Source organism: Klebsiella pneumoniae complex sp. WS1778, assembly GCF_049472055.1.
Lineage (GTDB): Bacteria > Pseudomonadota > Gammaproteobacteria > Enterobacterales > Enterobacteriaceae > Klebsiella > Klebsiella quasipneumoniae.
On the sequence record NZ_JBKGTJ010000001.1, the window covers coordinates 612193 to 637284 of the forward strand.

Below are 25092 nucleotides of genomic sequence, written 5' to 3' on the forward strand. Positions count from 1 at the left end.
CTTATCCCTTCTAAGGAGAGCCCGATGTCTGATAACCGCGTCTATAGCTACTCCACCGTTCTGATGGGTTCTCCCATCTTGCTCAAACTCTGCAACCATGATGAGGCGCTGGCCTCCCGCGTATTTCAGTTAATCAAACGCTACGAAGATCTGCTTACCGTTAACCGCGCCGAGTCGCAGGTAATGGATATCAACCACGCCGCCGGACGTCACCCGGTGACGGTCAGCCGCCCGGTCTTTCAGCTCATTCAGTGCGCCAAAGCCGCCAGCATGGTGCGCGACAGCGCCTTTAACCTCGCGATTGGGCCGCTGGTGAAGCTGTGGCGAATTGGCTTTCAGGGACACAGCGTGCCTGACGCCGGCGAAATCAGGGCCCGGCTGGCGCTGACCCGCCCGCAAGAGGTGATCCTGGATGAGGCAACCTGCAGCGTGTTTCTTCAGCAGCCGGGGATGGAGCTGGATCTTGGGGCGATCGCCAAAGGCTATATCGCTGACCGGGTGCGTGATTATCTTCGTCAGCAGCAGGTGGAAAAGGCGCTGATCAACCTCGGCGGCAACGTGCATACCCTTGGCGAATGGGCCATTGGCCTGAAAAAACCGTTTGCCGATGCGCAGGCGCTGATCGGCTCTCTGACGGTTAACGGACAGTCGGTGGTCACCTCGGGCACCTACGAACGTTATTTCGAGCAAGATGGCAGGCGCTGGCACCATATTCTCGACCCGCGCAGCGGTTACCCGCTGGATAACGAACTCGACAGCGTCACGGTGATTTCCACTGATTCTTTAGACGGCGATATCTGGACCACGCTGCTGTTCGGCCTCGGTGTCGAGAAAGGCTGCGCAGCGCTGCGTCAACGGCAGGATATCGACGCGATTTTCGTCACCAAAAATCGCGACATTATACTTTCATCGCCGCAGCGATTGCGCTTTGCGCCGCTGGATAGCGGCTACCGCGTTATTGACTGTACTGCTTAAGCAAACTGTACTGTTCGGCCACCAGCCGGTAGCGATAGACCGGCCGCCCGGTGGCGCCGTAGTGGATAGTGGTATAGAGAATATTGATCTGCGCCAGCCAGATCAGATACTTACGGCAGGAAACGCGGGAGATATTCACCGCCGCCGCCAGCTCATCGGTAGAGAATTCAACGTCCGGGTGGGCGTCAATCCACTGGCACAGCGTGCGCAGGGTTTGCGCGGTCAGCCCCTTGGGCAGCTTGCGCGCGTCGCTGGCCTCCGGCGTGCCGCCGTGCAGCAGGCGGTCAACGTCGGCCTGCTCGTAATAGGGTTGGCCGGTTATCAGCTTGCGCTTCTCCCGCCAGGTAGTGAGCGCCTCTTCAAAACGGGGAAACTGGAAGGGTTTGATCAGGTAATCGACTACCCCGTAATGCATGGCGGTCTGCACCGTGGCGGCATCCGCCGCTGAGGTGATCATGATGACGTCGATGGCGCGCCCCGATTGACGGATAGTCGGCAGCAGATCGAGCCCGCTGTCCTGCTGCATATAGACATCCAGCAGCACCAGATCGATCTCCTGCTGCGGATCGTTAATCATCTCCTGGGCTTGACTGAGCGTCGAAGCGCTCCCGCTGCAACGAAAGCCGGGAACCCTTGCCACGTACAGGCGATTCAGTTCGGCCACCATGGCATCATCGTCAACAATCAACACATTTATCACGCACGTTTCCTTTTACTATCCCAGGGGAGATGAACAAAAAATTGAGTAAATACGCCGGGTTCCGACTCGACGGCGAGGGTGCCGCCCAGCTCGCGTAATTGCTGGTTGGCGAGAAACAGCCCGACGCCGCGATTCTCGCCTTTGGTGGAGAACCCTTTGTTAAAGATAGCGTCGATGTTGTTTTCCGGGATCCCCGGCCCGTCGTCGCTCACTTCACCGCTTAGCCAGCCGTCCTGATAGTGCAGCAGCAGGCCGATCTCGCCCTCCGCCTGACCGTTCATGGCATCCAGCGCGTTCTCAATAAGGTTGCCCAGCACCGTCACCAGCACGGTGACCTGCTTCTCATTCGGGCAATCCGGCACCAGGCTCTCTTCCGCCAGCTTAAGGGTAAAGCCGCACTCGGTGGCGCGCTGCATTTTACTTATCAGAAAGCCGGCGACCACCGGGGATTTTATGCGGTGCTGAATATCGCCGATGTCCGCCTGGTAGCGATGGGCGGTCTGCAACACGTACTCCTCGAGTTTGCCATAGCTTTTCATATTCAGCAGGCCGAGGATCACGTGCAGTTTATTCATAAATTCATGGGAGGTGGTGCGCAGGGCATCGACATAGCTCATCATACCGTCCAGCCGCTGCAGCAGCTGGCTGACTTCGGTCTTATCGCGGAAGGTACAGATGGCGCCGACCACGGCCTCCTGGCTGCGGATAGGCACCGTGTTGCTGATTAGCAACAGGCCATTGCATCCCAGCTCGCGGTCGTACATCGGCTCGCCGCTGTGCAAAACCGTCTGCAGGTCAGCGAGCAGCGGGGTATGAGCGAGCGTCTTGTCCGGCCCGGAAAAGAGGATCTCGCGCGCCGCCGGGTTGATCAGGTTAACCTCACCATGGGCATCGACGGCCACCACCCCCTCCTTGAGGGCGTGAAGCATGGCCTGACGCTGCTGAAACTGAGTGGAGATTTCTTGCGGCTCCAGTCCCAGCAGGACGCGCTTCAGGCCGCGCACCAGGCTCCAGGTGCCGAGGGCGCAGACCAGCGCGCTGAACAGGATGGTCAGCAGCACGTCCCAGCGGCTGTTGGCGATCTGCTCGTCCACTTTACTCAGCGAAATGCCGACCACCACCACGCCAATCTGCTGATGCTGATCGTTGAACACCGGGGTAAACACCCGCAGCGCCGGGGCCAGCACGCCGTGGTTAATGGCCACGTTCTCTTTTCCCTGCAGCGTCGGCTGGATATCGTGGCCGATGAAGGGTTTGCCAATAATTGAGCTATCCGGATGCGAATAGCGAATACCCTGCATATCGGTGACGATAGCGTACAGCAGGTCGTTGCGCCGGGTGATGGTCTGCGCCAGCGGCTGAATAATTTGCTGCTGCGGCGGCGCCTCCAGTCCGCGCTTCACCTGCGGCATATCGGCCATGGTGCGCGCCACCGCCAGCGCGGTCTCTTTCAGACCATCGCGAGTGGCATTGCTGATCTGCATATACCACAGGGCATAGACCAGCAGCAGCACGGCGCCGATCACGCTGCCAATCATCAAGGAGACGGCGGTGCTCAGCTTTAGCGGTAAGGGGCGTTGACGAACGCGAGGCGGGTGCTCTGATGCCTTCATGACGATCCCGGATAGAGTCAGTAAATGATTATTATCGCTGATAGCGTGGCATTCATAAAGCCGTGTAATCAAAGCAAAAGGCCGCTTTTGCTACGGTAGCCTCGTCCCGTCCACGATAAACTCTCGCTTTTCGCCACAGGCTTAAGGCAGACATGATGGAACTGGCATCTCTGGTCCGGGATATTCTCCGGCAACAGCACGTTGAACAACTGGCGCAGCATCGTGAAAAGGACCATGAAGCGGAAGCAGAGTGGGAGATCGCGCGCTGGCGACATCGCAGCGGGGTGGTGATCCAGCACCGCTACGAACTCGAACTTCCGCAACAGGATGCCGCCTCCTGCCCGGAGTGCTGGATCGAGTGGCAGGTTATCGATAGCGCCGGCCTGGTGGTGCAGCCAATGCGCAAACAATTTTATAACCTTTGTCAACAATCTTTCTGGCTGGCCATGCAGGCGGACGGCGAAGATGAGAGCTGAGACAGGATTGTTCAGATAATCGGCAATTGCCCGTGAATGGGCGATCGGGACGGTAAACTGTGACCCCGACGGCGGTAAAGCGCGGAAGATTCCCCTTATAGTGGCGACAGAGGTTAAATAGTCCTGATGAATATAAGGATATGCATCAGGCCGCTGATTTCGCCGAGATGCGCTTTTTCTGTCGTAAATGGAGGTTGTTATGAGCAGTTCGCTAACCGCGTCAATGCAGGCACGTCGTCACCCGGATACCACCCACATCGATCGCCTCGCCACCGCCGACATGCTGGCGATGCTGCATCAGGATGATAAGCAGATATCGGAGGCGGTTGGCGCCTGTTTGCCGGATATCGCCCGGTTGATTGATATTGCCACCGCGACAATGAGCCGGGGAGGGCGTCTGGTTATTATCGGCGCCGGGGAATCAGGCCGCACGGCTGTCCAGGCGGTCAGCGACTACTCTCCGGAAGGCAAACACGCGCTGGTGGGGCTGATTGCAGGTGGGCAGACGCCGGCGATGGCCGAGCGGGAGACCGCGGCGAATAATTACGATCTAGGCGCCTTCGAGCTGCAGTCGCTGGACTTTTCCAGCCACGATATGCTGCTGGCGCTTACCGTTAGCGGCAAGACCCCATGGGTCTGGGGGGCGATGCGCCACGCCTGGTCGCTGGGGGCTCCGATCGCGGTGGTGACTCAGCAGGCGGCCAGCGAGGCGGCGCAGCTGGCGGATATAATTATTGCTCCGCAAACCGGGCCGGAAGCGGTGGCGGGCTTGACCAATCCGAAGGCCCGGCTGGCCCAGCGGCAGATCCTTAACATGGTGTCGACGGGCCTCGCTATCCGTGACGGCCGGGTGTACAGCAACCTGCGAGTGGATCTGCAGGCTGACAGTCCACACTGGGCGGAGCGGCAGGTGGCGATTGTCATGGCGGCCACCGACTGCACGCGCAGCGAAGCGAAAGCCGCGCTGACCAGCTGCCACCACCATTGCCGCACCGCCATCCTGATGCTGCTCAGCGGGCTGGACGCCTGGCACGCGCGGGAGCTGCTGACCAAACATCACGATCATCTGCGTCTCGCCCTGCGCGAAGCCCAGCGCAGCGCTGTCACTCCCGCCCATTAAGCTTTTAGCCAGGCGCGCACAAACGGTATGCGCGCCTGCACTTTATTAACTAAAGAAATTCCTCTCTTCTATTTATTCCGGTAATTGCGCTGAATTTTCAGTGAGATTTTACGCCGACGCTTATTTTTTAGTGCCGCTCTGGTTTTTTAAGTTAAATAATTATTTAATTAAAAATGCGAGAGTGTAAATGATATTTTAAAATAAAGTAAAAGTGCGTTAATATGCTGCCTCTTATTACCGTGTGCTACGTGATAATTCTATTATGCCTGCAATGAAAAAAACGATTATTTCCTTTACCGCATTAGCGATGTTCGTCAGCGCGGCGACGCATGCTGAAGCGGATACCTCTAAAAAAACCGACTTCCTGCTGATTGGCGGCGGGATCATGAGCGCCTCGCTTGGCACCTGGCTGCAGGCGCTGCAGCCGGACTGGAACCTGACGATGGTGGAGAAACTGGACGGCGTGGCCCTGGAATCCTCCAACGGCTGGAATAATGCCGGTACCGGTCACTCGGCGAATATGGAGCTGAACTATACGCCGGAGCGGGCGGACGGATCGATTGACGTCAGCAAAGCGCTGGATATTAACGAACAGTTCATGATTTCCCGTCAGTTCTGGTCGGCACAGGTGAAGCGCGGTATTTTGCACGACCCGCACTCCTTTATTAATTCCACGCCGCATATGAGTTTCGTCTGGGGCGATAATGTCGACTATCTGCAGAAGCGTTATACCGCGCTGCAGCAGACCACCTTATTCCAGGGGATGAAATTCTCCACCGACCACGCGCAAATTAAACAGTGGGCGCCGCTGGTGATGGAAGGCCGCGATCCGCAGCAGAAAGTGGCTGCCACCTGGACGCCGGTGGGTACCGACGTTAACTATGGCGAAATCACCCGGCAGCTGATCGGCAGCCTGAAGAAAAACAGCCATTTCACCCTGCAAACCTCCTCTGAGGTCACCGATTTCAAACGCAATGCCGATAACTCCTGGCACGTGACCATTAAGAACGTGCAGAGCGGCGAGGCGCAGACCATCGATGCGAAATACGTCTTTATTGGCGCCGGCGGCGGTGCGCTGAAGCTGCTGCAAAAAACCGGTATTCCGGAAGCGGACAACTATGCTGGCTTCCCGGTGGGTGGTTCGTTCCTGATGACCGAGAACCCGGCGGTCACCGCGCAGCACCTCGAGAAAGTGTATGGCCAGGCTTCGGTCGGCGCACCACCGATGTCGGTACCGCACCTTGACGCCCGCTACCTCGATGGCAAGCGCGTGGTGCTGTTTGGGCCTTTCGCCACCTTCTCGACCAAGTTCCTGAAAAACGGTTCCTTCTTCGACCTGTTGAGCACCACTACCACTGACAACGTGCTGCCGATGACCCACGTCGGTCTCGACAACTTCGATCTGGTGAAATATCTCGTCAGCCAGGTGATGCTCAGCGATGATGACCGCTTCGCCGCGCTGAAAGAGTACTACCCTGACGCGCGTAAAGAGGACTGGAAGCTGATCCAGGCCGGCCAGCGCGTGCAGATCATTAAGAAAGACGCAGAGAAGGGCGGCGTGTTGAAACTGGGCACCGAAGTGGTGGTCGATCAGCAGAAAACCATTTCCGCGCTGCTTGGCGCGTCGCCGGGGGCTTCCACCGCTGCGCCGATCACCCTCAATGTGCTCAAGCAGATGTTCCCGACGCAGTTTAACTCGCCGGAGTGGCAGACCCGTATCCACCAGATCGTGCCGAGCTACGGCCAGAAGCTGAACGGCAACGTGGCGCTGACCCAGCAGGTTTGGGATGATACCGCCGCGACCCTGCAGCTGACGAAACCGCCGGTGATCCAGATGCCAGCGGCTGCGCCCACCGCGACCGCGAAGCCGGTTGAGCCTCAGCGCGACGCCTCGCCGCAGCATGATATGGCGCTGTAAAAGCAAACTTGAAAGTGAACAAAAGGGAAGACCACGGTCTTCCCTTTTTTGCGTCAATTCCCCGCCTGCGCCGCGCTCTGCCTGCAACTTTGCCGTCATAAACGATATACTGATTTGAATTGAAAAAGAAAAGCAAATCAGGAGTGTGGAAGGGCTATGCAAGACGATATCAACCAGGAGATCACCTTCCGCAAGTTGTCGGTCTTTATGATGTTTATGGCGAAAGGCAATATCGCCAGAACCGCCGAAGCGATGAAGCTTAGCAGCGTCAGCGTCCACCGCGCGCTGCATACGCTGGAAGAGGGGGTGGGCTGCCCGCTGTTTGTTCACAAAGGGCGCAATTTGCTGCCGCTGCAGGCAGCATGGACACTGCTGGAATATTGTCAGGATGTGATGAGTCTGATGAGCCGGGGGCTTGAGGCGACGCGCAAAGTCGCCGGCGTCGGCCAGGGGCGGCTGCGCATCGGCACTCTTTATTCCCTGACCCTGGAAACCGTCCCGCGCATTATCATGGGCATGAAGCTGCGGCGCCCTGAGCTGGAGCTGGATCTGACCATGGGCTCTAACCAGATGCTGCTGGATATGCTGGAAGACGACGCTCTCGACGCTATCCTGATCGCCACCAATGAAGGGGAGTTCAACAATACCGCTTTCGACGTGGTGCCGCTGTTTGAGGACGATATTTTTCTCGCCGCCCCGGCGACGGAGCAGCTGGATGCCTCACAACTCGCCGACCTGCGCGATTACGCCGATCGCAAGTTTGTGTCGCTGGCGGAGGGGTTCGCCACCTATGCCGGATTTCGGGAAGCATTCCATATCGCTGGTTTCGAGCCGGAGATCGTCACCCGGGTGAATGACATCTTTTCGATGATTAGCCTGGTGCAGGCGGGCGTCGGGTTTGCGCTGCTGCCGGGGCGAATGAAGAAAGTCTATGAAAAAGATGTACAGCTGTTAAAGCTGGCGGAACCGTACCAGATGCGCCAGCTGATCTCGATTGTCTATTCACACCATCGCGAGCGCGATGCCGACCTGCTGGCGCTGGCGGCGGAAGGAAGGATGTACGCCCGGAGCCTTATTCGTTAAGCCGCTGCGCCAGATGGCGGGCAACGTCCACGCCGCTGCGTTCCAGCGAAAGGGTCTCCCCGCGCCAGCCCGCCTGGCGGGTCAGGCAGGTGAGCACGCCGCCGGGCGGCATCTCGATTGCCAGTCTCGCGTCGCGTTCATCGGCGGCGATCATCGCCTCCTGCCAGTGGACGGTGCGCGCCATGTTCATCGCCAGATCGTCGGCGATCCGCTGCGGATTCCACAGCACGCGCGCTGTCGAGCCGCTTAAATAGGCGCACTGCGGGCGCGTTAAGGTCAGGTTGGCAAAGGCTTTTGCCAGCGCTGCGGCGGGTTTATCCAGCAGCGCACAGTGCGATGGCACGCTGACCGCCAGCCGCTGCGCCTTGCTGGCGCCCGCCTGCAGCGCCAGCTGTGCCACTTCGGCCATGGCTTCATCGCGTCCGGCGATCACAATCTGCGTTTCGGCGTTGAGGTTGGCGAGATAGACCTCGTGGCCCTGCATCAGCGCCTCAACCCGCGGGCGGGTCAGGCCCATAATCGCCGTCAGCCCGTAACCTTCAGGATAGGCCTGTTCCATGAGATCGCCGCGCAGGGCTACCAGCCGCAGCGCGCTGGCGAAATCGAGCGCGCCGGCAATGACCGCTGCGGGAAAGGCCCCGATGGAGAGGCCGCTGACCATCTGCGGATTAACGCCCTGGCGCTGTAGCTCGCGCGCCCAGGCTACCCCGACGATCAGCAGACAGAGCTGGACCGCACGGGTGTGTTTTAGCGCATCAGCGCTATCGAGAGTCTCGACTTCATCCCCCAGCACGGCGCGCGCCTGGCTGAGGATCGCTTCGCGGTCGGGGATAGCCGCCAGCATGTTGGGACGCTGGGCGCCCTGTCCGGGAAAAGTAAACAAAATCTTCATCATTCCTCCCTGCGCCACGGCGCAGTAGTTAAGCGCGCACCGTGTGACGTTTTCAGCAGCGCCCGCCCATCGCGTAGCCACTCATTGAGGGCGAAGGCGCCGTACGGCGTTTCGACCTGGGTATCGGCGCGGCACGGGAGCTTGGCCACCCGGGACTGCCATTCCAGCAGCGCCTCGCGGGCCAGCGGCTGCGGCGCGCGGATCAGCAGATCCAGATCGCTTGCTGCATGGAGTACCGGGATTTCGGTCGCCAGCGCGTAGCCAGTGCTGCCGGTGACGCCCCAGCGCCAGGGCCAGTCGTCCAGCGTCAGGGCGATAGCCGCCTGCACCGGCGGCTGCGAAACAAAAGGAGAGCCCAGCAGGCGCTCGCGCTCCACCAGCATCTCCGGGGTGACGCTGCGCACGATATTCTGCGCCTGTACCCAGCCGGCGGCGCGCTGCTCGCGCTTCATGCCCCGCACCCCAACCGGGATGCGGGCCAGGCCGTCAACGTCGCGCCTCACCACCACCGGCAGCGCGGTTCGCCATTGCTGAACCACCCACGGCTCGGCAATATCTTCCAGGGCGCTGGCGTGGTTTAACCAAACTAAATCGTGGGGACGCGGCGTTGATGACATGGTTTACAGTCCTGAAGTCAAAGAGATAAACAGCGGTAACGACAGGATACACAGAACCGAGCTTAACAACAGCACGGCTTCAGCATCCGGGGACTGCACGCCGAAGCGGTTGCCGAACACCACGCCGAAGAAGCCGGCGGCCAGGGCAATCATCAGGATCGCGGTAATCGCGATGGAGCCATGCAGACCCAGCAGCATCACCAGACCCCAGGCGATAAACGGCTGTACCAGCAGTTTTACGAGGGTGGAGGTGGCGATCAGCGCATTGATCTGCAGTTTACGCGCCGAGAGGATCACCCCGGTGAGGAACAGCGCTGCTGCGGTAGCGGCCAGGCCCAGCGGTTTGATGGAGGCCAGCAGCAGGTCCGGCATGTTAATGCCGATAGCGGAAAGCACCACCCCGAGCAGCGGGCCCCAGACGATCGGCTTTTTCACCGAACGCCACATCAGCACCGGCAGCATCGCCAGCGTAGAACCGGTGTTTTCCCCCGCGGCGCGGGCTTTTTCACGTTCCAGAATCAGCAGGCAGAAGGGGGTCATCAGGACCGAACCGCAGGCGATAGAGACCGCCACCGACAGCGAGGTCGATGCGCCTTCGCCGAGCACGCTGCCAAGGATCGGCAGGCCCAGCGCGGCGTAGTTCGGCAGCGCGACGGTGAGGGTCAGCACCGCGGCATCCTGCGGGGTGCGTTTGAACACGCTGGTGGCGAGGAAGTAGATCCCGGCGTAGGTGATCCACATCGCGCCGGTCAGCACCAGCACCAGCGGCGACTGGGCGACGATACCGGCCCACGGCGTTTGTACCGTCGCGCTAAACAGCGTGGCGGGTAAGGCAAAATCCATTACAAAAATATTAAGCAGCGAGACGTTTTTGTTATCTACCATACTGGCCTTACCGGCCCAGAAGCCCAGCAGCATAATGACGAAAATCGGGGCAAGAGCATGAATAATCACATAAGTCATAAATCACCTGTAAATAAAATAGAGTACTGGCGCGATTGTTATTTTTTCTAAAAGCCGTCCCTGCCCGGCGCGGTTATTACGCGCTCCGGGGGACGGCTTCCGGCAGGTTTTCTTCTACTACTTACGTACGAACGAACGTCTTACCAGCTGGCGCGCATAAGGTCGCGGACCTGCTGCGAACTGCGGCGGTTTTCCGCACCCAGGCGGCACTTCAGCGAGGGATCCTGGCGCGCGTCAGCGATGGCGTCGCGCAGGGTACGGCTGACCAGTGACAGATCGCCTTCGTCTGGCGCATCCGGATGGTTGATATCAAGCAGGGCGGAGAGCAGGCCGAGCGTAGCGTAGTTGCTGACGTCGTAGGCCATCGGCGGGATGGTCGCCGCCAGTTTCTCCAGCGCCTCTACGGTACGCAGCGTAATGCGCGCTGCCGATTCTTTACCCATCGCGTGAACCAGCACGCCGCTATCGTTAAAGGCTATCAGGCGGTTGGCCTGATAGCCGTGGGCCAGAAACGCCCCGGACATCGCTTTGCCGACAATCAGGCCAATCACCGGGTGGCCGGCCAGACGGGCTTTGGCGTAGGCGCCTGCCGCTCCGGCCAGCGCCTGGTGAATACCAAAAGCTTCCTCGCGACGGCCATAGGCCTGGCTCGGCACATCGATCACGGCGACGATTGGCCGTTTACCAGGCTGGTCGGCGTCAGCGGCGATGGTTTCGTTGACCACTTTCGCCAGCGTCCAGCCTTCCAGCAGGCCGACTTCGCCGCCGGCGGCGCGCGGATAGTGGTTGTTAGCGTCAGGCACCACGGCGATAAAGCGGACGTTTTCGCCATCAATCTGGCCATCCGCGACCTGTACAGAGGCGCATAACCCGTTCATCAGCGGCGCGTTGGGCGCCAGTTTATTCAGCCATAGCGCGGCGCGGTTTGGGAACTGACTCATTATTTATCCTCCCGGGCAAAAAGCTGTTTAATCTGCGCGGTATCCGCCTGCTGGCGGGTATCGAACTGGCTCAAGCGACGCAGATAATCGTCATAGTTGTCGCTGCGGTGCTGTGCCGGTACGCCTTTGGCGATCGCCTCATTCATTGCGGTTTTAACGGCGTTGACGCCATCGTTAACCAGCGCGTCGACCAGGCCGCTGGCGGCGCGAATTTCGCCGCCGGTCATGCTCCAGATAAATGGCCGGTTGCGGGAGTCGTACTCTTCAATGCCGGCTTCCTGCTCGATAACCTGCGGGCCGTTGAGGCCGAGACGGGCTTCACGGGTGACGATAAGATAGCTGCACAGCGCCGCGGCGATGGACATACCGCCGAAGCAGCCGACGGTACCGGTAATAATGCCGACCACCGGGGTGTAGCGGCGCAGGTCGACAATCGCGGCATGAATATCGGCGATGGCGGCCAGACCGAGGTTGGCCTCCTGCAGACGTACGCCGCCGGTTTCGAGGCACAGCACCGCCTGGGTCGGGATACCGTTGCGGTTATCTTCCGCCGCCAGCTCCAGCGCGGCGGCCATTTTGGCGCCGGAGACTTCGCCCATACTGCCGCCCTGGAAGGTGCCTTCGATGGCAATCACCACTGCAGGTTGGCCGTTGATCGTGCCTTTGGCGACCACCATACCGTCGTCGGACTGTGGGACGATGCCCTGCGCGCCGAGCCACGGCGACATAATGCCTTCAAACGGATCCAGCAGTTCGCGGTAGCTGCCGTCGTCCAGCAGGGCGTGGGCGCGTTCGCGAGCGCGCAGTTCGATAAAGCTGCGATCGTTACGCATGAGCGGCCTCCTCAAAGACTTGTTCAATACGAATACGGGCGACGCCCGGCGTGGCGCCGAAGTCGTGAATAACCAACTGCCCGGCGGGCAGGCCGTTGATCAGGTTCAGCCGGTCGAACAGCGCCTGCCAGCGCGCCTGGCTGTTATCCACCGAGGTGGTAATTTGCACGCGGAGCGTATCGTTCCCGGCGGCGGTATAGAGCACCTCCATATCGCCTGAACCTACAACCCCTGCCAACGCTCTGCCGCTGAGGGCGCGGCTGGCAGGAAATGACAATGTAATCTGTTCCATAACATCCTCTGAATGCGTTAGCCGGCAACCCGGTCGAGAAACAGGGTGGCGGCAAGGAGATCGGCGGCGCCGCCCGGCGAGGCGTTGTGCGCCAGCATCTGCGCGTCAAGCCGCGCCAGGGCGGCGCGTCCGGCGACGCTGGCGCAACCGCCGGCAGCCAGCACCTCGCGGGCGCCCTGCTGCATGGTCTGCAGGCCGCTCATGCCGGCGCGCGACAGCACGCAGGTATCGCTCAGCGAGGTCATGATGGCCATCAGCGCGTCAAGTCGCGCCTGCGGCTCGCTGGCGCCCCGGGCGCGGCTTTGCTGTAACTGCGGCAGCGCCAGGGCGGTGATATGCGGGAAACCGCGCTGCGCCTCTTCGCGCGCGCCAGGCACCTGCCAGCGGCGGCTGGCGCGCAGCCCTTTACTGAAGCTTTTCGGCGCCAGGCTGTCGGGCAGGCGGGCGAGGGCGGCGGCGGTGTCGGCGATCGTCTGTGATTGCCCCTCTCCACCCAACATCGCCACCGCGCTGACCAGCAGCCCCAGCGCCCAGATGGCGCCGCGGTGGGTATTGACCCCGCCGGTGGCCTGCATCATCTGCGCTTCGCCTTCGCGACCGAGGCGGCCGACGGTTTCGCGCAGCGCGATATCCGCCGTGCGGCGCCAGCTTTGCTGGGCCAGCGCGTGGAAGGTCGGCTGCAGGCTGCGGGCGGAGCGTTCCATCAGCGCCAGCGTGAGGTCCTGATGCGCGCCGCTGCCGCGGCTGTCGACCAGACCCGGTTTCGGGCTCAGACGGGCTTCGTCAATCAGGCAGGCGCTGGCGGTGTCCGCCAGCCAGCTGACAAGACTTTCGGCGTGCAGGGGAGAGAGAATTTTCATTACCAGCTCCGGAATTTTGCCGGTGGGTTGTACAGTCCGTCGGACCATTCCACCAGGTCGGCGACGCTGCCGGCGGCCAGCAGTGAACGGGTTGCCTCGCTGCGGCGAATACCCAGATCTTCCGGGTAGACCACTTTGCCGCTCTGACGCAGGGCAGCCACGCGTTTTGCGTCCACCCCGAGGCCAATATCGGTGATCCCGGCCACTGCGGCGACCATCGCCCGGCGCTCTTCCAGGCTTTCCGCACGATACAGATAGGCGATACCCTCTTCGGTCAGCACGTGGGTGACGTCATCGCCGTAAATCATCACCGGCGCCAGCGGCATGCCGGAGGTTTTAGCGACGTCGACCGCGTCGAGGGTCTCAACGAAGGTCGGTTTCACGCCGGCCTGGAAGGTTTCGACCATCTGCACCACCAGTTTTTTACCGCGCTGCATTGGGTCCGGCTCGGTGATCATATTGAGCCAGGCAGGGGTAGCGTGGCGGCGGCCGTGCGGATCGTGGCCCATGTTCGGCGCGCCGCCGAAGCCGGAAAGGCGGCCGCGTGTGACGGTCGAGGAGTTAGCCAGTCCATCCACCTGCAGGGTCGAACCGATAAACATATCCACCGCGTACTGACCCGCCAGCTGGCAGAAGGCGCGGTTGGAACGCATGGAGCCGTCCGGGCCGGTAAAGAAGATATCCGGGCGGGCGCGGATGTACTCTTCCATCCCCAGCTCGCCGCCGAAGCAGTGCACGCTCTCCACCCAGCCGCTCTCGATCGCCGGGATCAGGGTCGGATGCGGGTTCAGGGTCCAGTGTTTACAGATTTTGCCTTTCAGGCCGAGCTGTTCGCCGTAGGTCGGTAGCAGCAGTTCGATAGCGGCGGTGTTGAAGCCGATCCCGTGGTTGAGGGACTGCACCTGATGCTCTGCGTAGATGCCCTTGATCGCCATCATCGCCATCAGAATGTGTTCTTGCTTAATCAGGCGCGGGTCGCGGGTGAACAGTGGTTCAATAAAGAACGGCTTGTCGGCGACCACCACGTAATCAATCCACGAGCCGGGAATATCGACGCGGGGCAGATCGCACTCGTCGTCCACCAGTTCGTTGACCTGAGCGATAACAATGCCGTCGTGGAAGGCGGCGGCCTCCACCAGCGCCGGGGTATCTTCGGTACTCGGCCCGGTATAGAGGTTTCCTTTGCGGTCGGCTTTGTAGCCGGCGATCAGCGCGACGTTAGGCGACAGATCGACGTACAGGCGGGAGTAGAGTTCGATATAGGTATGAATGGCGCCGATTTCCAGCAGCCCATCTTCCAGCAGCTGCGAAATGCGCAGGCTTTGGGTACCGGAGAAGGAGAAATCGAGCTTACGGGCGATGCCTTTTTCAAACAGGTCAAGGTGCTCGCTGCGCCCGACGCTGGGCATGATCATATGCAGATCGTGGATTTTCTGCGGATTGACTTCCGCCAGCATGCGGGAGAGAAAATCGGCCTGCTTCTGGTTGTTGCCTTCCAGCACCACCCGGTCGCCGGGGGCGAGCAGGTTTTCCAGTACGCTGACCAGCTGGTCAGTGGGGATGACTTTGCCCGGGATGTTGGCCTCGGCCAGCCGCCGTTGCTTTTCCGTCCGGCGACGGTTCCAGACCCGCCCCGTCGTTTGTTCGGCATTCATTATTAACCTCCTGATTCGACAAATCGTTTTGTTTGTCCTGGTGGAGGGTAGTGTGCGACGCGGGGCGCGGAGCATCAATTAAGCACGGCGGCCAATCGTTAGCCTGAGAGTAACAATGGTGAGTGGCCCTTTGTGATGAGGATCAATAATACAAAAGGCGTAGTGGTCTACTGCAGGTGACAAGGAGAGGAGGGCCGGTCAGCCACCGGCCCGGGGAAGGGTTACTGTTTGCTCACATCACTTAATAAGAAGGCGATGCTCTGCCCGCCGCTGGTCTGCTCAAGGGCAATTTTGACGATAATCGTCAACGGCACCGACAGGAGCATACCGACCGGACCCAGCAGCCAGCCCCAGAAGATCAATGACAGGAACACCACCAGGGTGGAGAGCCCCAGGCCGCGCCCCATGATCCGCGGTTCGAGAATATTGCCGAACACCAGGTTAACGATCAGATAGCCGGCCAGCACCACCAGCGCCTCGTACAGGCCGCCGAACACCAGCACCTGCAGGATCGGCGGGATGGCCGCCAGTACGGAACCGATATTGGGAATATAGTTCAGCGCGAAGGCCAGTAGCCCCCACATAAAGGCGAAGCGCACGTCCAGCAGAACCAGCATGCCCCAGACCACCAGCCCGGTGACCAGGCTAATCGCGGTCTTCAGCACCAGATAATGCGACACGCTGTCGATGGCGCGCTGAATGGCCCCCATGCCTTCTACCGGGCGGGACATCAGCTGCTGCAGTTTGGCGGGCAGTTGCGGAACCTCCAGCAGCATAAACACCACCGTCAGCAGCAGCAGAAAAATCGAGGACATGGCGTTCGACAGCTGAGTGAGCAGACTGGTGACCAGGGTCATCACGGCGTTGGGGTCGATGTATTTGTTAAGCTCCACCACCGAGACGGTAAAACCCAGGCGCTGCAGCCAGGGGGCGATGGTTTGCATCGGTTCGTAGAGATAGTTGCGGTACTGCGGCAGGGTGCGCGCCAGCTCGTTAAGCGAGGTCCCCAGCGAGGCCAGCAGCACAACGGCTAACATCACGATAAGGCCGATCAGCAGTGAGATCGCCAGCACACGCGGCACCCGGCAGCGGACCAGCAGCTGCACCAGCGGATTAAGGATCACCGCCAGAAAAATCGCGAGAATAAACGGGACAATAATGTCTGCCGCAAAGCGAATGCCGGTCAGGATGATCACCAGCATGCCCAGCATGATGACCATCTTTAGTCCGTTAAGTGTAATAATAGGTTTAGCCATAGGATCCCGTCCTCAATCTTCCTTGCCTGTTAACAGGTTGCGTTACATTAGCATAATGACGTTTTTTTTCAGAAAAAACGCATTGCTGCAAAACCGCGGCGTAAAGAATTGCAAAGTCTTTGAATTAAATGTAGCACTATGCTACAAATCTACCTGTGTTTAACTACTGAGGACAATTTCCATCCGCACCGGACGAGAAGCAACACCGCGGATAATTGTAATTTTATGGACAATCAGTTCAGGATGTATATTTTAAATCACCCCGCAGTATCCCTCACTTTTTCCCGTTTTGCCGGCGAACAGCACTGGCATTCGGCGCTATAGTCACCTTCTTTCTGCCTGAGCTGGCGCCAAGCGCACAGCGAAATCTACGTCAGAAATTTTCCGGTTTACGCGTCGCGTAAACGGTAATGGATTATATTCTCAAGCAGGAGAAGGGATCATGTTTTATTGGATTTTATTAGCTTTAGCTATTGTTGCTGAAATTACCGGCACGTTGTCGATGAAATGGGCAAGCATCAGCGGTGGGCATACCGGCTATATTTTAATGCTGGCCATGATAGCTCTGTCATATATTTTTCTCGCCTTTGCAGTTAAAAAAATTGCCCTCGGCGTGGCTTACGCGTTATGGGAAGGGATTGGCATTTTGCTGATCACCCTGTTCAGCGTTCTGTTATTTGATGAAAGCTTGTCGCTGCTGAAAATAGCCGGTCTGACCACACTGGTGGTGGGGATCGTCCTGATTAAGTCCGGCACCCAGAAAAAAGCGTCGTCGAAGCAGGAGGTGGCTCATGCAGCAGTTTGAGTGGATCCACGCCGCCTGGTTGGCTATCGCCATTGTTCTGGAGATTATTGCCAACGTCTTTTTGAAGTTTTCCGACGGTTTCCGCCGCAAGGTCTATGGCATCCTGTCGCTGGCGGCGGTGCTGGGTGCGTTCAGCGCCCTCTCGCAGGCGGTAAAAGGCATCGATCTGTCGGTTGCCTATGCGCTGTGGGGCGGCTTCGGTATCGCGGCGACCATTGCCGCCGGCTGGGTGCTGTTTGGCCAGCGCCTGAATAACAAAGGCTGGGCGGGAGTCATCCTGTTGGTTGCCGGCATGGTGTTAATTAAACTCGCCTGACGTCGCGCCGCCTGCAAAGCCAGGCGGCAAAACGGGTCCGCTGTAGTATGCTTACCTCAAGACCGGCCCCGCAGTTATTGTGCCCGGTGACGATGAGGACTGCGCATGTTCACAGCTTTCGGCTGGCGGAAAATTCCTTCCGCCAGGACGTTGTCAATAATGATTTTTCTCGCCGGGCTCGGCCTCACCGCGTCGGTGATCTCCCTGCTTTACCTGTCGCAACACCTCATTGCCAGCAAATCCAATGAAATTGACCAGCAGCGTTCGGTCCTGTCGGTGGAAGGGGCGGTGCAGACATCGGTCAACCGGGTGCTGTCCCTGGTGCTGGACAATGCCATCTGGGACGATGCGGTGACCCAGACTTACGCCCCCAGACTGGATCAAAAATGGCTGTACGACACCTGGGGATCGGGCTTCAAAATCAATAACCTGTACGACGGCACCTTTGTCCTTGATGAACATTATCACATTCTGTGGGGCGCCTTTCAGAGTCAGGTGATGCCCCGGACAGACCTTTCATTTCTCGGCGCCGGGCTGACCAGCCTGATCCGTTATCATGCAAAGGCTCTGCGCGAGGGCAAAAACGCCTTCGCCGGCATCACGCGCACCGAGGCAGGGATCGCTTTCGTCGGCATCGGCCTGATCCGGCCGACGACCGGCCGGCTGCAGGTGGCTGACGATACCCGGCGCTATCTGGTCATTACCCGGCACATCAGTCCTCAGCTGCTGCAGCGTTTAGGCGACACCTTCCAGATAAGTCATCTCCATCTCAGCGACAGCCCCGGGGAACACCGTATTCCGCTGCGCACGCAGGGAGGCGAGGTGCTGTGCTATCTGGCGTGGCAGCCGCGTCTGCCCGGCGCCGAAGCGGCCCTGGCCTCATCAGGCAGTATGCGGCTGATCGCCGGGGTGGCCGCCAGCCTGATCCTGCTGTTTATTCTGTTCAGCAGCCTCGGCATGTATAAGCTGGCCCGCGGCGAACGTCAGGCGCGGGAGATCGCCCTGATTGACTGGCTCAGCCGGCTGCCCAACCGACGAGCGCTGCTGCTGCGGTTAAGCCAGGTGTGCGACACGAGTAAGCACGACATGCAGTGCGTGGTGTTTATCGATCTGGACGGATTTAAAGATGTGAATGATAACTATGGCCACGATGTGGGCGACGCCCTGATCCGCCATATCGCCAGCGCGCTGCAAAAACGGGTGCCGGCGGAGGCCATGCTGGCAAGAATGGGCGGGGATGAATTCGCCATGGCGGTGAGCGGCGAACAAGCGATCGACCGGGCGGCGGCGTTCGCCTGGGCGGCGCTGGAGCTGCTGAAAGCGCCGGTGGCACTGAGCAAACGCAAAATTTATATCGGCGCCAGCATCGGCATCGCCAGCGGAACCCCGGCGGAATGCTCCAGTACCGAACTGTTTCGCCGGGCGGATATCGCCATGTACCACGCCAAGAAGAGCGGCAAGGGGCAGACGGCCTGGTATGACGATGCGCTGGATGCCGTGCGACGTCATCAGCTGATGATCGAGAATGGCATCCGTCAGGGGCTGGAGCAGGATGAATTTGAGGTCTGGTATCAGCCGGTAGTCGATGCCGATACCCTGACGATGACCGGCGTTGAAGCGCTGCTGCGCTGGCCGCGTCGCCCGCAGGGTGCGCTGGCGCCGGATGCATTTATCGCCATTGCCGAGAGCAGCGGCCTGATTGACACCCTCGGCCAGTTCGTTCTGCAACGTGCCTGCAGCGATCTGCAGCCGGTGAGCGATCTGCTGCTGTCGGTGAATATCTCCCCGGCGCAATTTCGCGATCCGGCTTTTGAAAGCCGGGTGATGGAGACGGTCGCTGCCTGCCGCTTTCCGCCGTCACGCCTGCAAGTGGAGGTGACGGAGAGTTATGTGCTGGAAAATCCGGAACGTTCGCAGGCGGTGGTGGAGAATCTGAAGGCCCAGGGCATCGCCGTGGCGCTGGACGATTTTGGCACCGGTTATTCGAGCATCGGCTATTTACGCCGCTTTCGTTTTGACAGCCTGAAGATTGACAAATCCCTCGCCGGGCGGGTGGACTGTGATGCGCAGGCGGCGGAGATGGTGCGCGGCACGGTGCGCATCGCCCGCGCGCTGGGGATGACGGTCGTGGCTGAGGGGGTTGAAGATCCGCAACAGCTGGCGCTGCTGCGGCGGGCCGGTTGCGACCGGCTACAGGGCTTTTACTTCAGTAAACCGATGCCGATCGCCGACCTGCTGCAGCGGCGCCAGCAGCAGGGGTAATTACTCTCCGGCCAGCGCCTCCAGCTTATCGCGAAAGCCGGTCACCGCGATGGCGCGGTTGTCCGCTCGCCAGCGATCCTGCGGGCCGGGAGCCGAACTTTGCACGGCGATCACTTGCCAGCCGTCCGCGGTTTTCAGCAGCAGCGGCGAGCCGCTGTCGCCGGGCAGGGTGTCACACTGGTGCGACAGGACGCTGTTTTGCGCCCAGCCGGTGACGATGCAGTCCTGGTGGCTATAAAGATTATCCAGATGATCTTCAGGATAACCTGACTGGGTCACTTTCCGGTCCGCCGCCTTCAGCGCCGCGGTTAAATCGGCCTTACTGCCGGGGAAGAGCGGGATCGGCGTGATGCCTGAGGGAGCATAGCGCAGCACGATCAGGCCAAAATCCGAGGGCGCCGCGGCGGAGGGAACGATCCAGCCGTCGCCGTCGGCTTTCAGGCGCTTGCCTAAGCCGGGATCCACTCGTCCGTCAATGCCGTGGATCTCATACACCCAGTTCCCCTTGCGGGAAATAAAGCGCAGAGCGACCGCTTTATCCGGCTTGCCGCGCGGGGGTGTTAACAGGCAGTGGCCCGCGGTCAGCGCCAGGTTGGGGGAGATGAGCGTCGCCGTGCACAGATTGCCGCTGGCGGTCTCCAGCTGGCCAATCGCGTCCCACGGGCTCTCCTCCGGACGGCTCACCGCTTTACGGTCATCGTGACCGAAAAACAACGTCTTAATATCTTTGGCGCTCAGTCCGTTATCATCGGCATGTGCGCCCAGAGGTAACAGATAAAATGAACACAGTAATAACAGAACGTTTCTACGCATATCACTCTCTGGGGAGGCTATGATGTCTATTGACAGTAGCAGGAGATTTAAGTTTATGAAAGTAAACAATAATTCTTATCAGGCCAAACGGCATGTCTCATCTGCGCTCGGTGGGCTCTGGCGCGGGTAAAACCGTCTGATTTCAATCGGTTAATACCAGTAACCTTCTGCTGCTATTTCCGCAGAAAGCGCGGTCTGGCGCAAGAACATTCGTGTATCAGAACGTACTGAAATTGGCGAATAATGCAGCAACACTTCTTTAAGGTTATTCCTGGTTTATCAGCGGAATGCGCAAAAATAATACGTTTACCCGCCAGAACTTCACCAGAATTCGCACTTCTTTACGCCTCACGTAATAATTTTCAATGCGAAACATTTTCTCACCGAAAACATTGTTACCGTCACCCCGCCGTTGAGTAAATAGAGAGGTAATACCGGCGATGATAGCCTGAATTCTATTTCCCCGGCGTTCGGAGGGTATATGTCTAAAAAAGGTATTCGCGCACTGGTCTATGTTTCCCTGGTCTCCGTGGCCATCTGGGGCGCAACCGGCTATCTGGTGATGGAAGCGGTACGTGCTTTGTGATGAGTCTGGCCGCCGCATGGGGGCCAGGCGCGCGATGGTTTCTTGCTAACGTGTCTGGCGTCTTCGGGCGCCGGGCGTTATTTGCACCGCTGGCAGCGGCAGGATACAGAGAGTGGTAAGAGGCAGGCAATAATATTTGCGCGACATTCACCTTCCGGGAAGTCTGCGCCAGGCGGCAAAACGGGAGAGGGGGCGAAACAATTAATAGAGGAAAAAGCGGGTCGCAACCACTGCGCAAATGATTAACAGGATCAGGATGAGCTCAAAACGATAGCGCCGCAGCATAGTGCTCTCCAGAAAAAACGGCGCTGAAACAGCGCCGATTATTTAAGAAGGTTGGTTCACCGGGAGGAATTATGCTGCCGGCTGTGCAGCAGGTTTAGCGGCCTGGTGTTTGGTGGTTTTGTGGTGTTTTTTCGCTGCCTGGGCTTTCTGGGCTACCGGTTTAGCGGCAGCTTTGTGGTGCTTTTTAGCGGCCTGGGCTTTCTGCGGAGCGGCTGGTTTAGCTTCTGCTTTTTTGTGTTTTTTAGCGGCCTGGGCTTTCTGGGCAGCGGCTGGTTTCGCTTCTGCTTTCTTGTGTTTTTTGGCAGCCTGAGCTTTCTGCTCTGCAGCTGGTTTTGCTGCGGCTTTATGGTGTTTTTTGTGATGGGTGGTCTTGGCAGCAGTGCTGTGGGTAGCAGCAGGCGCCTGAGTGGTGCTTACTGCGTCAGCAGCGAAAGCGGCGGAAGAGAGACCCATAGCAGCGGCAACGACCAGAGCTAATACTTTTTTCATTCTGATATCCTCGAAAAGTTTTCTTAATTTCAACCCCACTGCGGGGCCGGTGAAATTACTATATGCTTGTCTTTTCGGGCTTTCCGTGAGTGTTTGGTATCGGCGTGTAACCGAATGTACAAGGCGGGGAGCGAAGGACGCGCCGGGCAGCCCGGCGCGGACGATTACAGATAGCGGGCGGTAAGGTGGTCGCGGAAGTAGCGGCTGTTAAGATCCTCTCCGGTGGCCTGCTGGATCAGCTGCGAGGTGGTGAAGCGGCTGCCATGCTGCCAGATATTCTGCCGCAGCCAGTCAAACAGGGCGCTGAAATCCCCTTCCGCGATATCGCGGTCTAACGTCGGCAGCGCGCGGCGGGCGGCGGCCATCAGCTGCGCGGCGTACATCGCCCCCAGCGTATAGGAAGGGAAGTAGCCGAACCCGCCGTCGGTCCAGTGAATATCCTGCATACAGCCGTCCCGGTAGTTGCCGGTGGTCGACAGTCCCAGCCAGTGCTGCATTTTCTCATCCCACAGCGACGGAATATCTTCCACCTCGATCTCGCCGTCGATCAGCGCGCGTTCAATTTCATAACGCAGGATCACATGCGCCGGGTAGCTGACCTCATCGGCATCAACGCGAATAAAGCCTGGTTTCACCCGCTGGTTCCAGGCGACAAAATTCTCCTCGCTAAAGGCCGGCCGATCGCCAAAGCGTTCGCGCACCGCCGGCAACAGGCGGTGGAGGAAGCGCTCGCTGCGTCCCAGCTGCATTTCAAAGAACAGGCTTTGCGACTCGTGAATGGCGGTAGAGCGGGCCAGTCCTACCGGCTGGTCGATCCACGGGCGGGGCAGGTTCTGCTCATAGCGGGCGTGGCCGGTCTCGTGGATCACGCCGAACAGGGCGCTGAGCAGGTCGTTTTCGTTGTAGCGGGTGGTGATGCGCACATCCTGAGGGACGCCGCCGCAGAACGGGTGGGCGCTGATGTCCAGACGCCCGCCGTCAAAGTCAAAGCCGAGGATGCGCATCGCCTGCAGACCCAGCTCGCGCTGCTCAGGGATCGGGAACGGCCCCTGCGGGGCAATCAAGGTTCGCGTCGCCTGCTTGTCGACCGCTTGCCGCAGCAGGGAAGGTAGCCAGGACTTGAGGTCGGCAAACAGGCTGTCCAGCCGGGCGCTGGTCATATCCGGCTCGAAAATATCAAGCAGCGCGTCATAGCGTGAGCCTCCCCGGGCGTCGGCGCGGATCTGCGCTTCCTCGCGGCTCAGTCTGACCACCTCGCGCAAATTTTCGGCAAAGCCAGCCCAGTCGTTAGCCGGCCGCTGGCTGCGCCAGGCATGTTCGCAACGGCTACCGGCCAGTGATTTGGCCTCCACCAGGCTTTCCGGCAGCAGCGCCGCCTGATCGTACTGACGCTGCATTTCCCGCAGGTTGGCCTGTTCGAGGTCGTTGAGATCCTGCTGGCGGGCCGCCTGCAGCCATTGGCCCACTTTTTTATCGGTCAGGATCTGATGCTGTAGCACGCCGAGTTCCGCCAGCGCTTCGCCGCGGGCGGCGCTACCGCCCGGAGGCATCATGGCGAACATATCCCAGCCGGCGATGGCGGAGAGATGCGAAAAGCGCGACAGGCGCTGAAACGTGCGGGTAAGCTGCTGATAAGGCGTATTTTCAGTCATAGTAGCGTTCGGTCCGTGACAGGTGAATGAACAGATTATCGGTATGCCTCTACACTATCCTGATACGCCTGGCGGGTCGAGCGTTGCGCGCAGGAGGCGTGGTATAGCATCAGCCGGGAGATAGCAGGAAAAAAAGCGTGGCTCTGTGAGCGGTATTGCAGAAATCGGCAACGTATCGTGACTAAACTGTGATCGATTACACAGGTCTGGAGGTTCGGGGGTGGTTTATGAATCCGTTCACCTGGCTGTTTATTGCCTTACTGTCCGTTGATGCCGTCAGAGAGCTGATGGGCTTGTCATCTATCATGGGCATGTGGTGAAACGTGGCCCGCAGGCCACGTCACGGGCGATTATTTTAGTCGGCGATACAGGCAAGTGCCGGTCAACAGCGCGGCAAGGAGCAGCAGCGCGATAAATCCGCCGACGCCGTTCCAGCCGTAGCGGTGCCAGAACACCCCGCCTAACGTCCCCGCCAGGCTTGAGCCAAGATAATAGCTGAACAGATATAGCGATGACGCCTGACCGCGGGCGCGGCGCGCGCGTGGGCCAATCCAGCTGCTGGCGACGGAATGCGCGGCGAAGAAGCCGGCGGAGAACAGCAGCATGCCGATGAAAATCAGCCACAGGGAAGAAAAGAGCGTCATCAGCAGGCCGCAAAGCATCACGCCGGTAAAGCCGAGCATCACCGGACCGCGGCCATAGCGTACGGTCATGGCGCCCGCTTTCGGCGAGCTCCAGGTTCCGGTGAGATACGCCACCGACAGCAGACCCACCACCGCCTGGCTTAACGACCACGGCGACATCATCAGACGGTAGCCAATGTAGTTAAACAGAGTGACAAAGGCCCCCATCAGCAGGAAACCTTCGATGAACAGCAGCGGCAGGCCGCGATCGCGCCAGTGCAGGCGGAAATTAATCAGCAGCGTTTTTGGCCGCAGCGAGGTCGGGCGGAAATGGCGCGACTCGGGCAGGATACGCCAGAACATAATCGCCGCTGCCAGAGCGAACCCGCTGATCACCGCCAGCGCCACGCGCCAGCCGAAGAAATCGGTAAAGACCCCGGTGAGCAAGCGGCCGCTCATGCCGCCGATGGAGTTGCCGCTGATATAGAGTCCCATGGAGAAGGCCACGAAGCTGGGGTGGATCTCCTCGCTCAGGTAGGTCATGCCGACTGCCGCCACGCCGCTCAACGACAGGCCGATCAGGGCGCGCATTATCAGGATGCCGTGCCAGCTGGTCATCATGGTCGACAACAGCGAGCAGCAGGCGGCCAGCAGCAAGGCGGTGACCATCACCGGCTTGCGGCCAATGGCGTCCGATAGCGGGCCGGTAAACAGCAGGCCCACCGCCAGCATCGCCGTGGAAATGGAGAGAGAGATACTGCTGCTGGCCGGCGATACGCCGAACTCGTTCGACAGCACCGGCAGGATCGGCTGCACGCAATAGAGCAGGGCAAAGGTGGCCAGACCGGCGGAGAACAGCGCGAGAGTGACGCGCATAAACTGCGGGGTGCCGCGCTTAATAAATTGATCCGGGCGGGATGCACCAGCGACGCTGACCTCGTCCGCCGGCACGGTGTCAACGGTTGTTGTACGACTCACAGAGAATTCCTTGGATAGAAGTTGCTGCTTACCAACAGAGTGTTGTGACCATTCAGCTCACATTTTTAGGGTATGAAAATGTAAATATT

At 59.6% G+C, this 25092-nt stretch carries 26 protein-coding genes; 10 read left to right on the forward strand and 16 right to left on the reverse strand.

All coding sequences use genetic code 11. The features are described from left to right. Positions 1-24: 24 nt before the first annotated feature. Positions 25-975, forward strand: a complete 951-nt coding sequence (locus tag ACLEXF_RS03185; RefSeq protein ID WP_057215009.1) for an FAD:protein FMN transferase — start codon at positions 25-27, stop codon at positions 973-975. On the opposite strand, the gene dcuR is transcribed toward ACLEXF_RS03185, so the two are convergent. Together dcuR and ACLEXF_RS03195 are read right to left on the reverse strand one after the other, a co-directional pair. Then, positions 956-1675, reverse strand: a complete 720-nt coding sequence (gene dcuR, locus ACLEXF_RS03190; RefSeq protein ID WP_017900307.1) for a two-component system response regulator DcuR — start codon at positions 1673-1675, stop codon at positions 956-958. The two genes, ACLEXF_RS03185 and dcuR, sit on opposite strands and share 20 nt — an antisense overlap. Beyond that, a complete protein-coding gene (locus ACLEXF_RS03195; RefSeq protein ID WP_108450463.1) occupies positions 1672-3288 on the reverse strand; it encodes a sensor histidine kinase in 1617 nt (538 codons plus the stop codon). Before ACLEXF_RS03195 ends, dcuR begins: the two co-directional genes overlap by 4 nt. A gap of 152 nt (positions 3289-3440) precedes the next feature. Between ACLEXF_RS03195 and ACLEXF_RS03200 the strand changes: the two genes are divergently transcribed. The 4 genes from ACLEXF_RS03200 (at position 3441) to ACLEXF_RS03215 (ending at position 7885) form a co-directional block, all read left to right on the forward strand. Further along, positions 3441-3764 carry a hypothetical protein gene (locus ACLEXF_RS03200; RefSeq protein ID WP_172613741.1) on the forward strand — a complete coding sequence of 108 codons (324 nt, stop codon included), beginning with the start codon at positions 3441-3443 and terminating at the stop codon, positions 3762-3764. Between the two features lie 199 nt (positions 3765-3963). Next, positions 3964-4884, forward strand: a complete 921-nt coding sequence (locus tag ACLEXF_RS03205) for an N-acetylmuramic acid 6-phosphate etherase (protein WP_048324078.1) — start codon at positions 3964-3966, stop codon at positions 4882-4884. 307 nt (positions 4885-5191) lie between these two features. Continuing rightward, the gene (gene mqo, locus ACLEXF_RS03210; protein WP_228958665.1) at positions 5192-6802 is read left to right on the forward strand and encodes a malate dehydrogenase (quinone); all 1611 of its coding nucleotides are present in this window, start codon (positions 5192-5194) and stop codon (positions 6800-6802) included. A gap of 156 nt (positions 6803-6958) precedes the next feature. Next, positions 6959-7885 (forward strand): LysR family transcriptional regulator, encoded by a 927-nt coding sequence (locus tag ACLEXF_RS03215; RefSeq protein ID WP_004206070.1) that lies wholly within the window; start codon positions 6959-6961, stop codon positions 7883-7885. Here ACLEXF_RS03215 and mdcH read toward each other — a convergent pair. The 9 genes from mdcH to ACLEXF_RS03260 all read right to left on the reverse strand — a co-directional run bounded on the left by mdcH (position 7875) and on the right by ACLEXF_RS03260 (position 16194). Beyond that, positions 7875-8777 (reverse strand): malonate decarboxylase subunit epsilon, encoded by a 903-nt coding sequence (gene mdcH, locus ACLEXF_RS03220; RefSeq protein ID WP_114506406.1) that lies wholly within the window; start codon positions 8775-8777, stop codon positions 7875-7877. The two genes, ACLEXF_RS03215 and mdcH, sit on opposite strands and share 11 nt — an antisense overlap. Next, entirely contained in the window at positions 8777-9394 is a 618-nt protein-coding gene (locus tag ACLEXF_RS03225; protein WP_114506405.1) for a malonate decarboxylase holo-ACP synthase, read from the reverse strand. The genes mdcH and ACLEXF_RS03225 overlap by 1 nt, the downstream gene beginning before the upstream one ends. Before the next feature lie 3 nt (positions 9395-9397). Beyond that, positions 9398-10357: an AEC family transporter gene (locus ACLEXF_RS03230; RefSeq protein WP_192079424.1), complete on the reverse strand. Its 960-nt coding sequence runs from the start codon at positions 10355-10357 to the stop codon at positions 9398-9400. Between the two features lie 140 nt (positions 10358-10497). Beyond that, positions 10498-11298: a biotin-independent malonate decarboxylase subunit gamma gene (gene mdcE / locus ACLEXF_RS03235; protein WP_080840991.1), complete on the reverse strand. Its 801-nt coding sequence runs from the start codon at positions 11296-11298 to the stop codon at positions 10498-10500. Next, on the reverse strand, positions 11298-12131 hold the full coding sequence (locus tag ACLEXF_RS03240; protein ID WP_012541866.1) for a biotin-independent malonate decarboxylase subunit beta: 834 nt from the start codon (positions 12129-12131) through the stop codon (positions 11298-11300). The genes mdcE and ACLEXF_RS03240 overlap by 1 nt, the downstream gene beginning before the upstream one ends. Beyond that, the gene (gene mdcC, locus ACLEXF_RS03245; protein WP_004206062.1) at positions 12124-12423 is read right to left on the reverse strand and encodes a malonate decarboxylase acyl carrier protein; all 300 of its coding nucleotides are present in this window, start codon (positions 12421-12423) and stop codon (positions 12124-12126) included. The genes ACLEXF_RS03240 and mdcC overlap by 8 nt, the downstream gene beginning before the upstream one ends. Before the next feature lie 17 nt (positions 12424-12440). Continuing rightward, a complete protein-coding gene (locus ACLEXF_RS03250; RefSeq protein WP_407259808.1) occupies positions 12441-13283 on the reverse strand; it encodes a triphosphoribosyl-dephospho-CoA synthase in 843 nt (280 codons plus the stop codon). Beyond that, positions 13283-14938: a malonate decarboxylase subunit alpha gene (mdcA, locus tag ACLEXF_RS03255; RefSeq protein WP_004206060.1), complete on the reverse strand. Its 1656-nt coding sequence runs from the start codon at positions 14936-14938 to the stop codon at positions 13283-13285. Before mdcA ends, ACLEXF_RS03250 begins: the two co-directional genes overlap by 1 nt. A 221-nt stretch (positions 14939-15159) precedes the next feature. Next, complete coding sequence (locus ACLEXF_RS03260) at positions 15160-16194, reverse strand: AI-2E family transporter (protein ID WP_049092628.1); 1035 nt, start codon at positions 16192-16194, stop codon at positions 15160-15162. Positions 16195-16332: 138 nt separating this feature from the next. Between ACLEXF_RS03260 and ACLEXF_RS03265 the strand changes: the two genes are divergently transcribed. From ACLEXF_RS03265 to kpnF, 3 genes are all read left to right on the forward strand, one after another. Further along, positions 16333-16518 carry a hypothetical protein gene (locus tag ACLEXF_RS03265; RefSeq protein ID WP_004148297.1) on the forward strand — a complete coding sequence of 62 codons (186 nt, stop codon included), beginning with the start codon at positions 16333-16335 and terminating at the stop codon, positions 16516-16518. A gap of 118 nt (positions 16519-16636) precedes the next feature. Continuing rightward, a complete protein-coding gene (gene kpnE / locus ACLEXF_RS03270; protein ID WP_004206058.1) occupies positions 16637-16999 on the forward strand; it encodes a multidrug efflux SMR transporter subunit KpnE in 363 nt (120 codons plus the stop codon). Next, the gene (gene kpnF / locus ACLEXF_RS03275; RefSeq protein WP_004206057.1) at positions 16986-17315 is read left to right on the forward strand and encodes a multidrug efflux SMR transporter subunit KpnF; all 330 of its coding nucleotides are present in this window, start codon (positions 16986-16988) and stop codon (positions 17313-17315) included. Before kpnE ends, kpnF begins: the two co-directional genes overlap by 14 nt. A gap of 74 nt (positions 17316-17389) precedes the next feature. Here kpnF and ACLEXF_RS03280 read toward each other — a convergent pair whose 3' ends face one another. After that, positions 17390-17503 (reverse strand): ArsR family transcriptional regulator, encoded by a 114-nt coding sequence (locus ACLEXF_RS03280; protein ID WP_224052065.1) that lies wholly within the window; start codon positions 17501-17503, stop codon positions 17390-17392. Here ACLEXF_RS03280 and ACLEXF_RS03285 point away from each other — a divergent pair. Further along, positions 17475-19577, forward strand: coding sequence for a putative bifunctional diguanylate cyclase/phosphodiesterase (locus tag ACLEXF_RS03285; RefSeq protein WP_289428222.1), 2103 nt, complete (start codon positions 17475-17477; stop codon positions 19575-19577). The two genes, ACLEXF_RS03280 and ACLEXF_RS03285, sit on opposite strands and share 29 nt — an antisense overlap. On the opposite strand, the gene ACLEXF_RS03290 is transcribed toward ACLEXF_RS03285, so the two are convergent. The 3 genes from ACLEXF_RS03290 to ACLEXF_RS03300 form a co-directional block, all read right to left on the reverse strand. Then, positions 19578-20390 carry a trypsin-like serine peptidase gene (locus tag ACLEXF_RS03290; protein ID WP_004206054.1) on the reverse strand — a complete coding sequence of 271 codons (813 nt, stop codon included), beginning with the start codon at positions 20388-20390 and terminating at the stop codon, positions 19578-19580. A 940-nt stretch (positions 20391-21330) separates the two neighbouring features. Next, complete coding sequence (gene asr, locus ACLEXF_RS03295; protein WP_004206052.1) at positions 21331-21750, reverse strand: acid resistance repetitive basic protein Asr; 420 nt, start codon at positions 21748-21750, stop codon at positions 21331-21333. A 164-nt stretch (positions 21751-21914) separates the two neighbouring features. Beyond that, a complete protein-coding gene (locus ACLEXF_RS03300; RefSeq protein WP_023318168.1) occupies positions 21915-23402 on the reverse strand; it encodes a carboxypeptidase M32 in 1488 nt (495 codons plus the stop codon). Between the two features lie 227 nt (positions 23403-23629). Between ACLEXF_RS03300 and ACLEXF_RS03305 the strand changes: the two genes are divergently transcribed. Further along, entirely contained in the window at positions 23630-23722 is a 93-nt protein-coding gene (locus tag ACLEXF_RS03305) for a KPN_01571 family protein (RefSeq protein ID WP_004206050.1), read from the forward strand. A 30-nt stretch (positions 23723-23752) separates the two neighbouring features. Here ACLEXF_RS03305 and ACLEXF_RS03310 read toward each other — a convergent pair whose 3' ends face one another. Then, entirely contained in the window at positions 23753-25003 is a 1251-nt protein-coding gene (locus tag ACLEXF_RS03310; protein ID WP_043519519.1) for an MFS transporter, read from the reverse strand. Positions 25004-25092 lie beyond the last annotated feature (89 nt).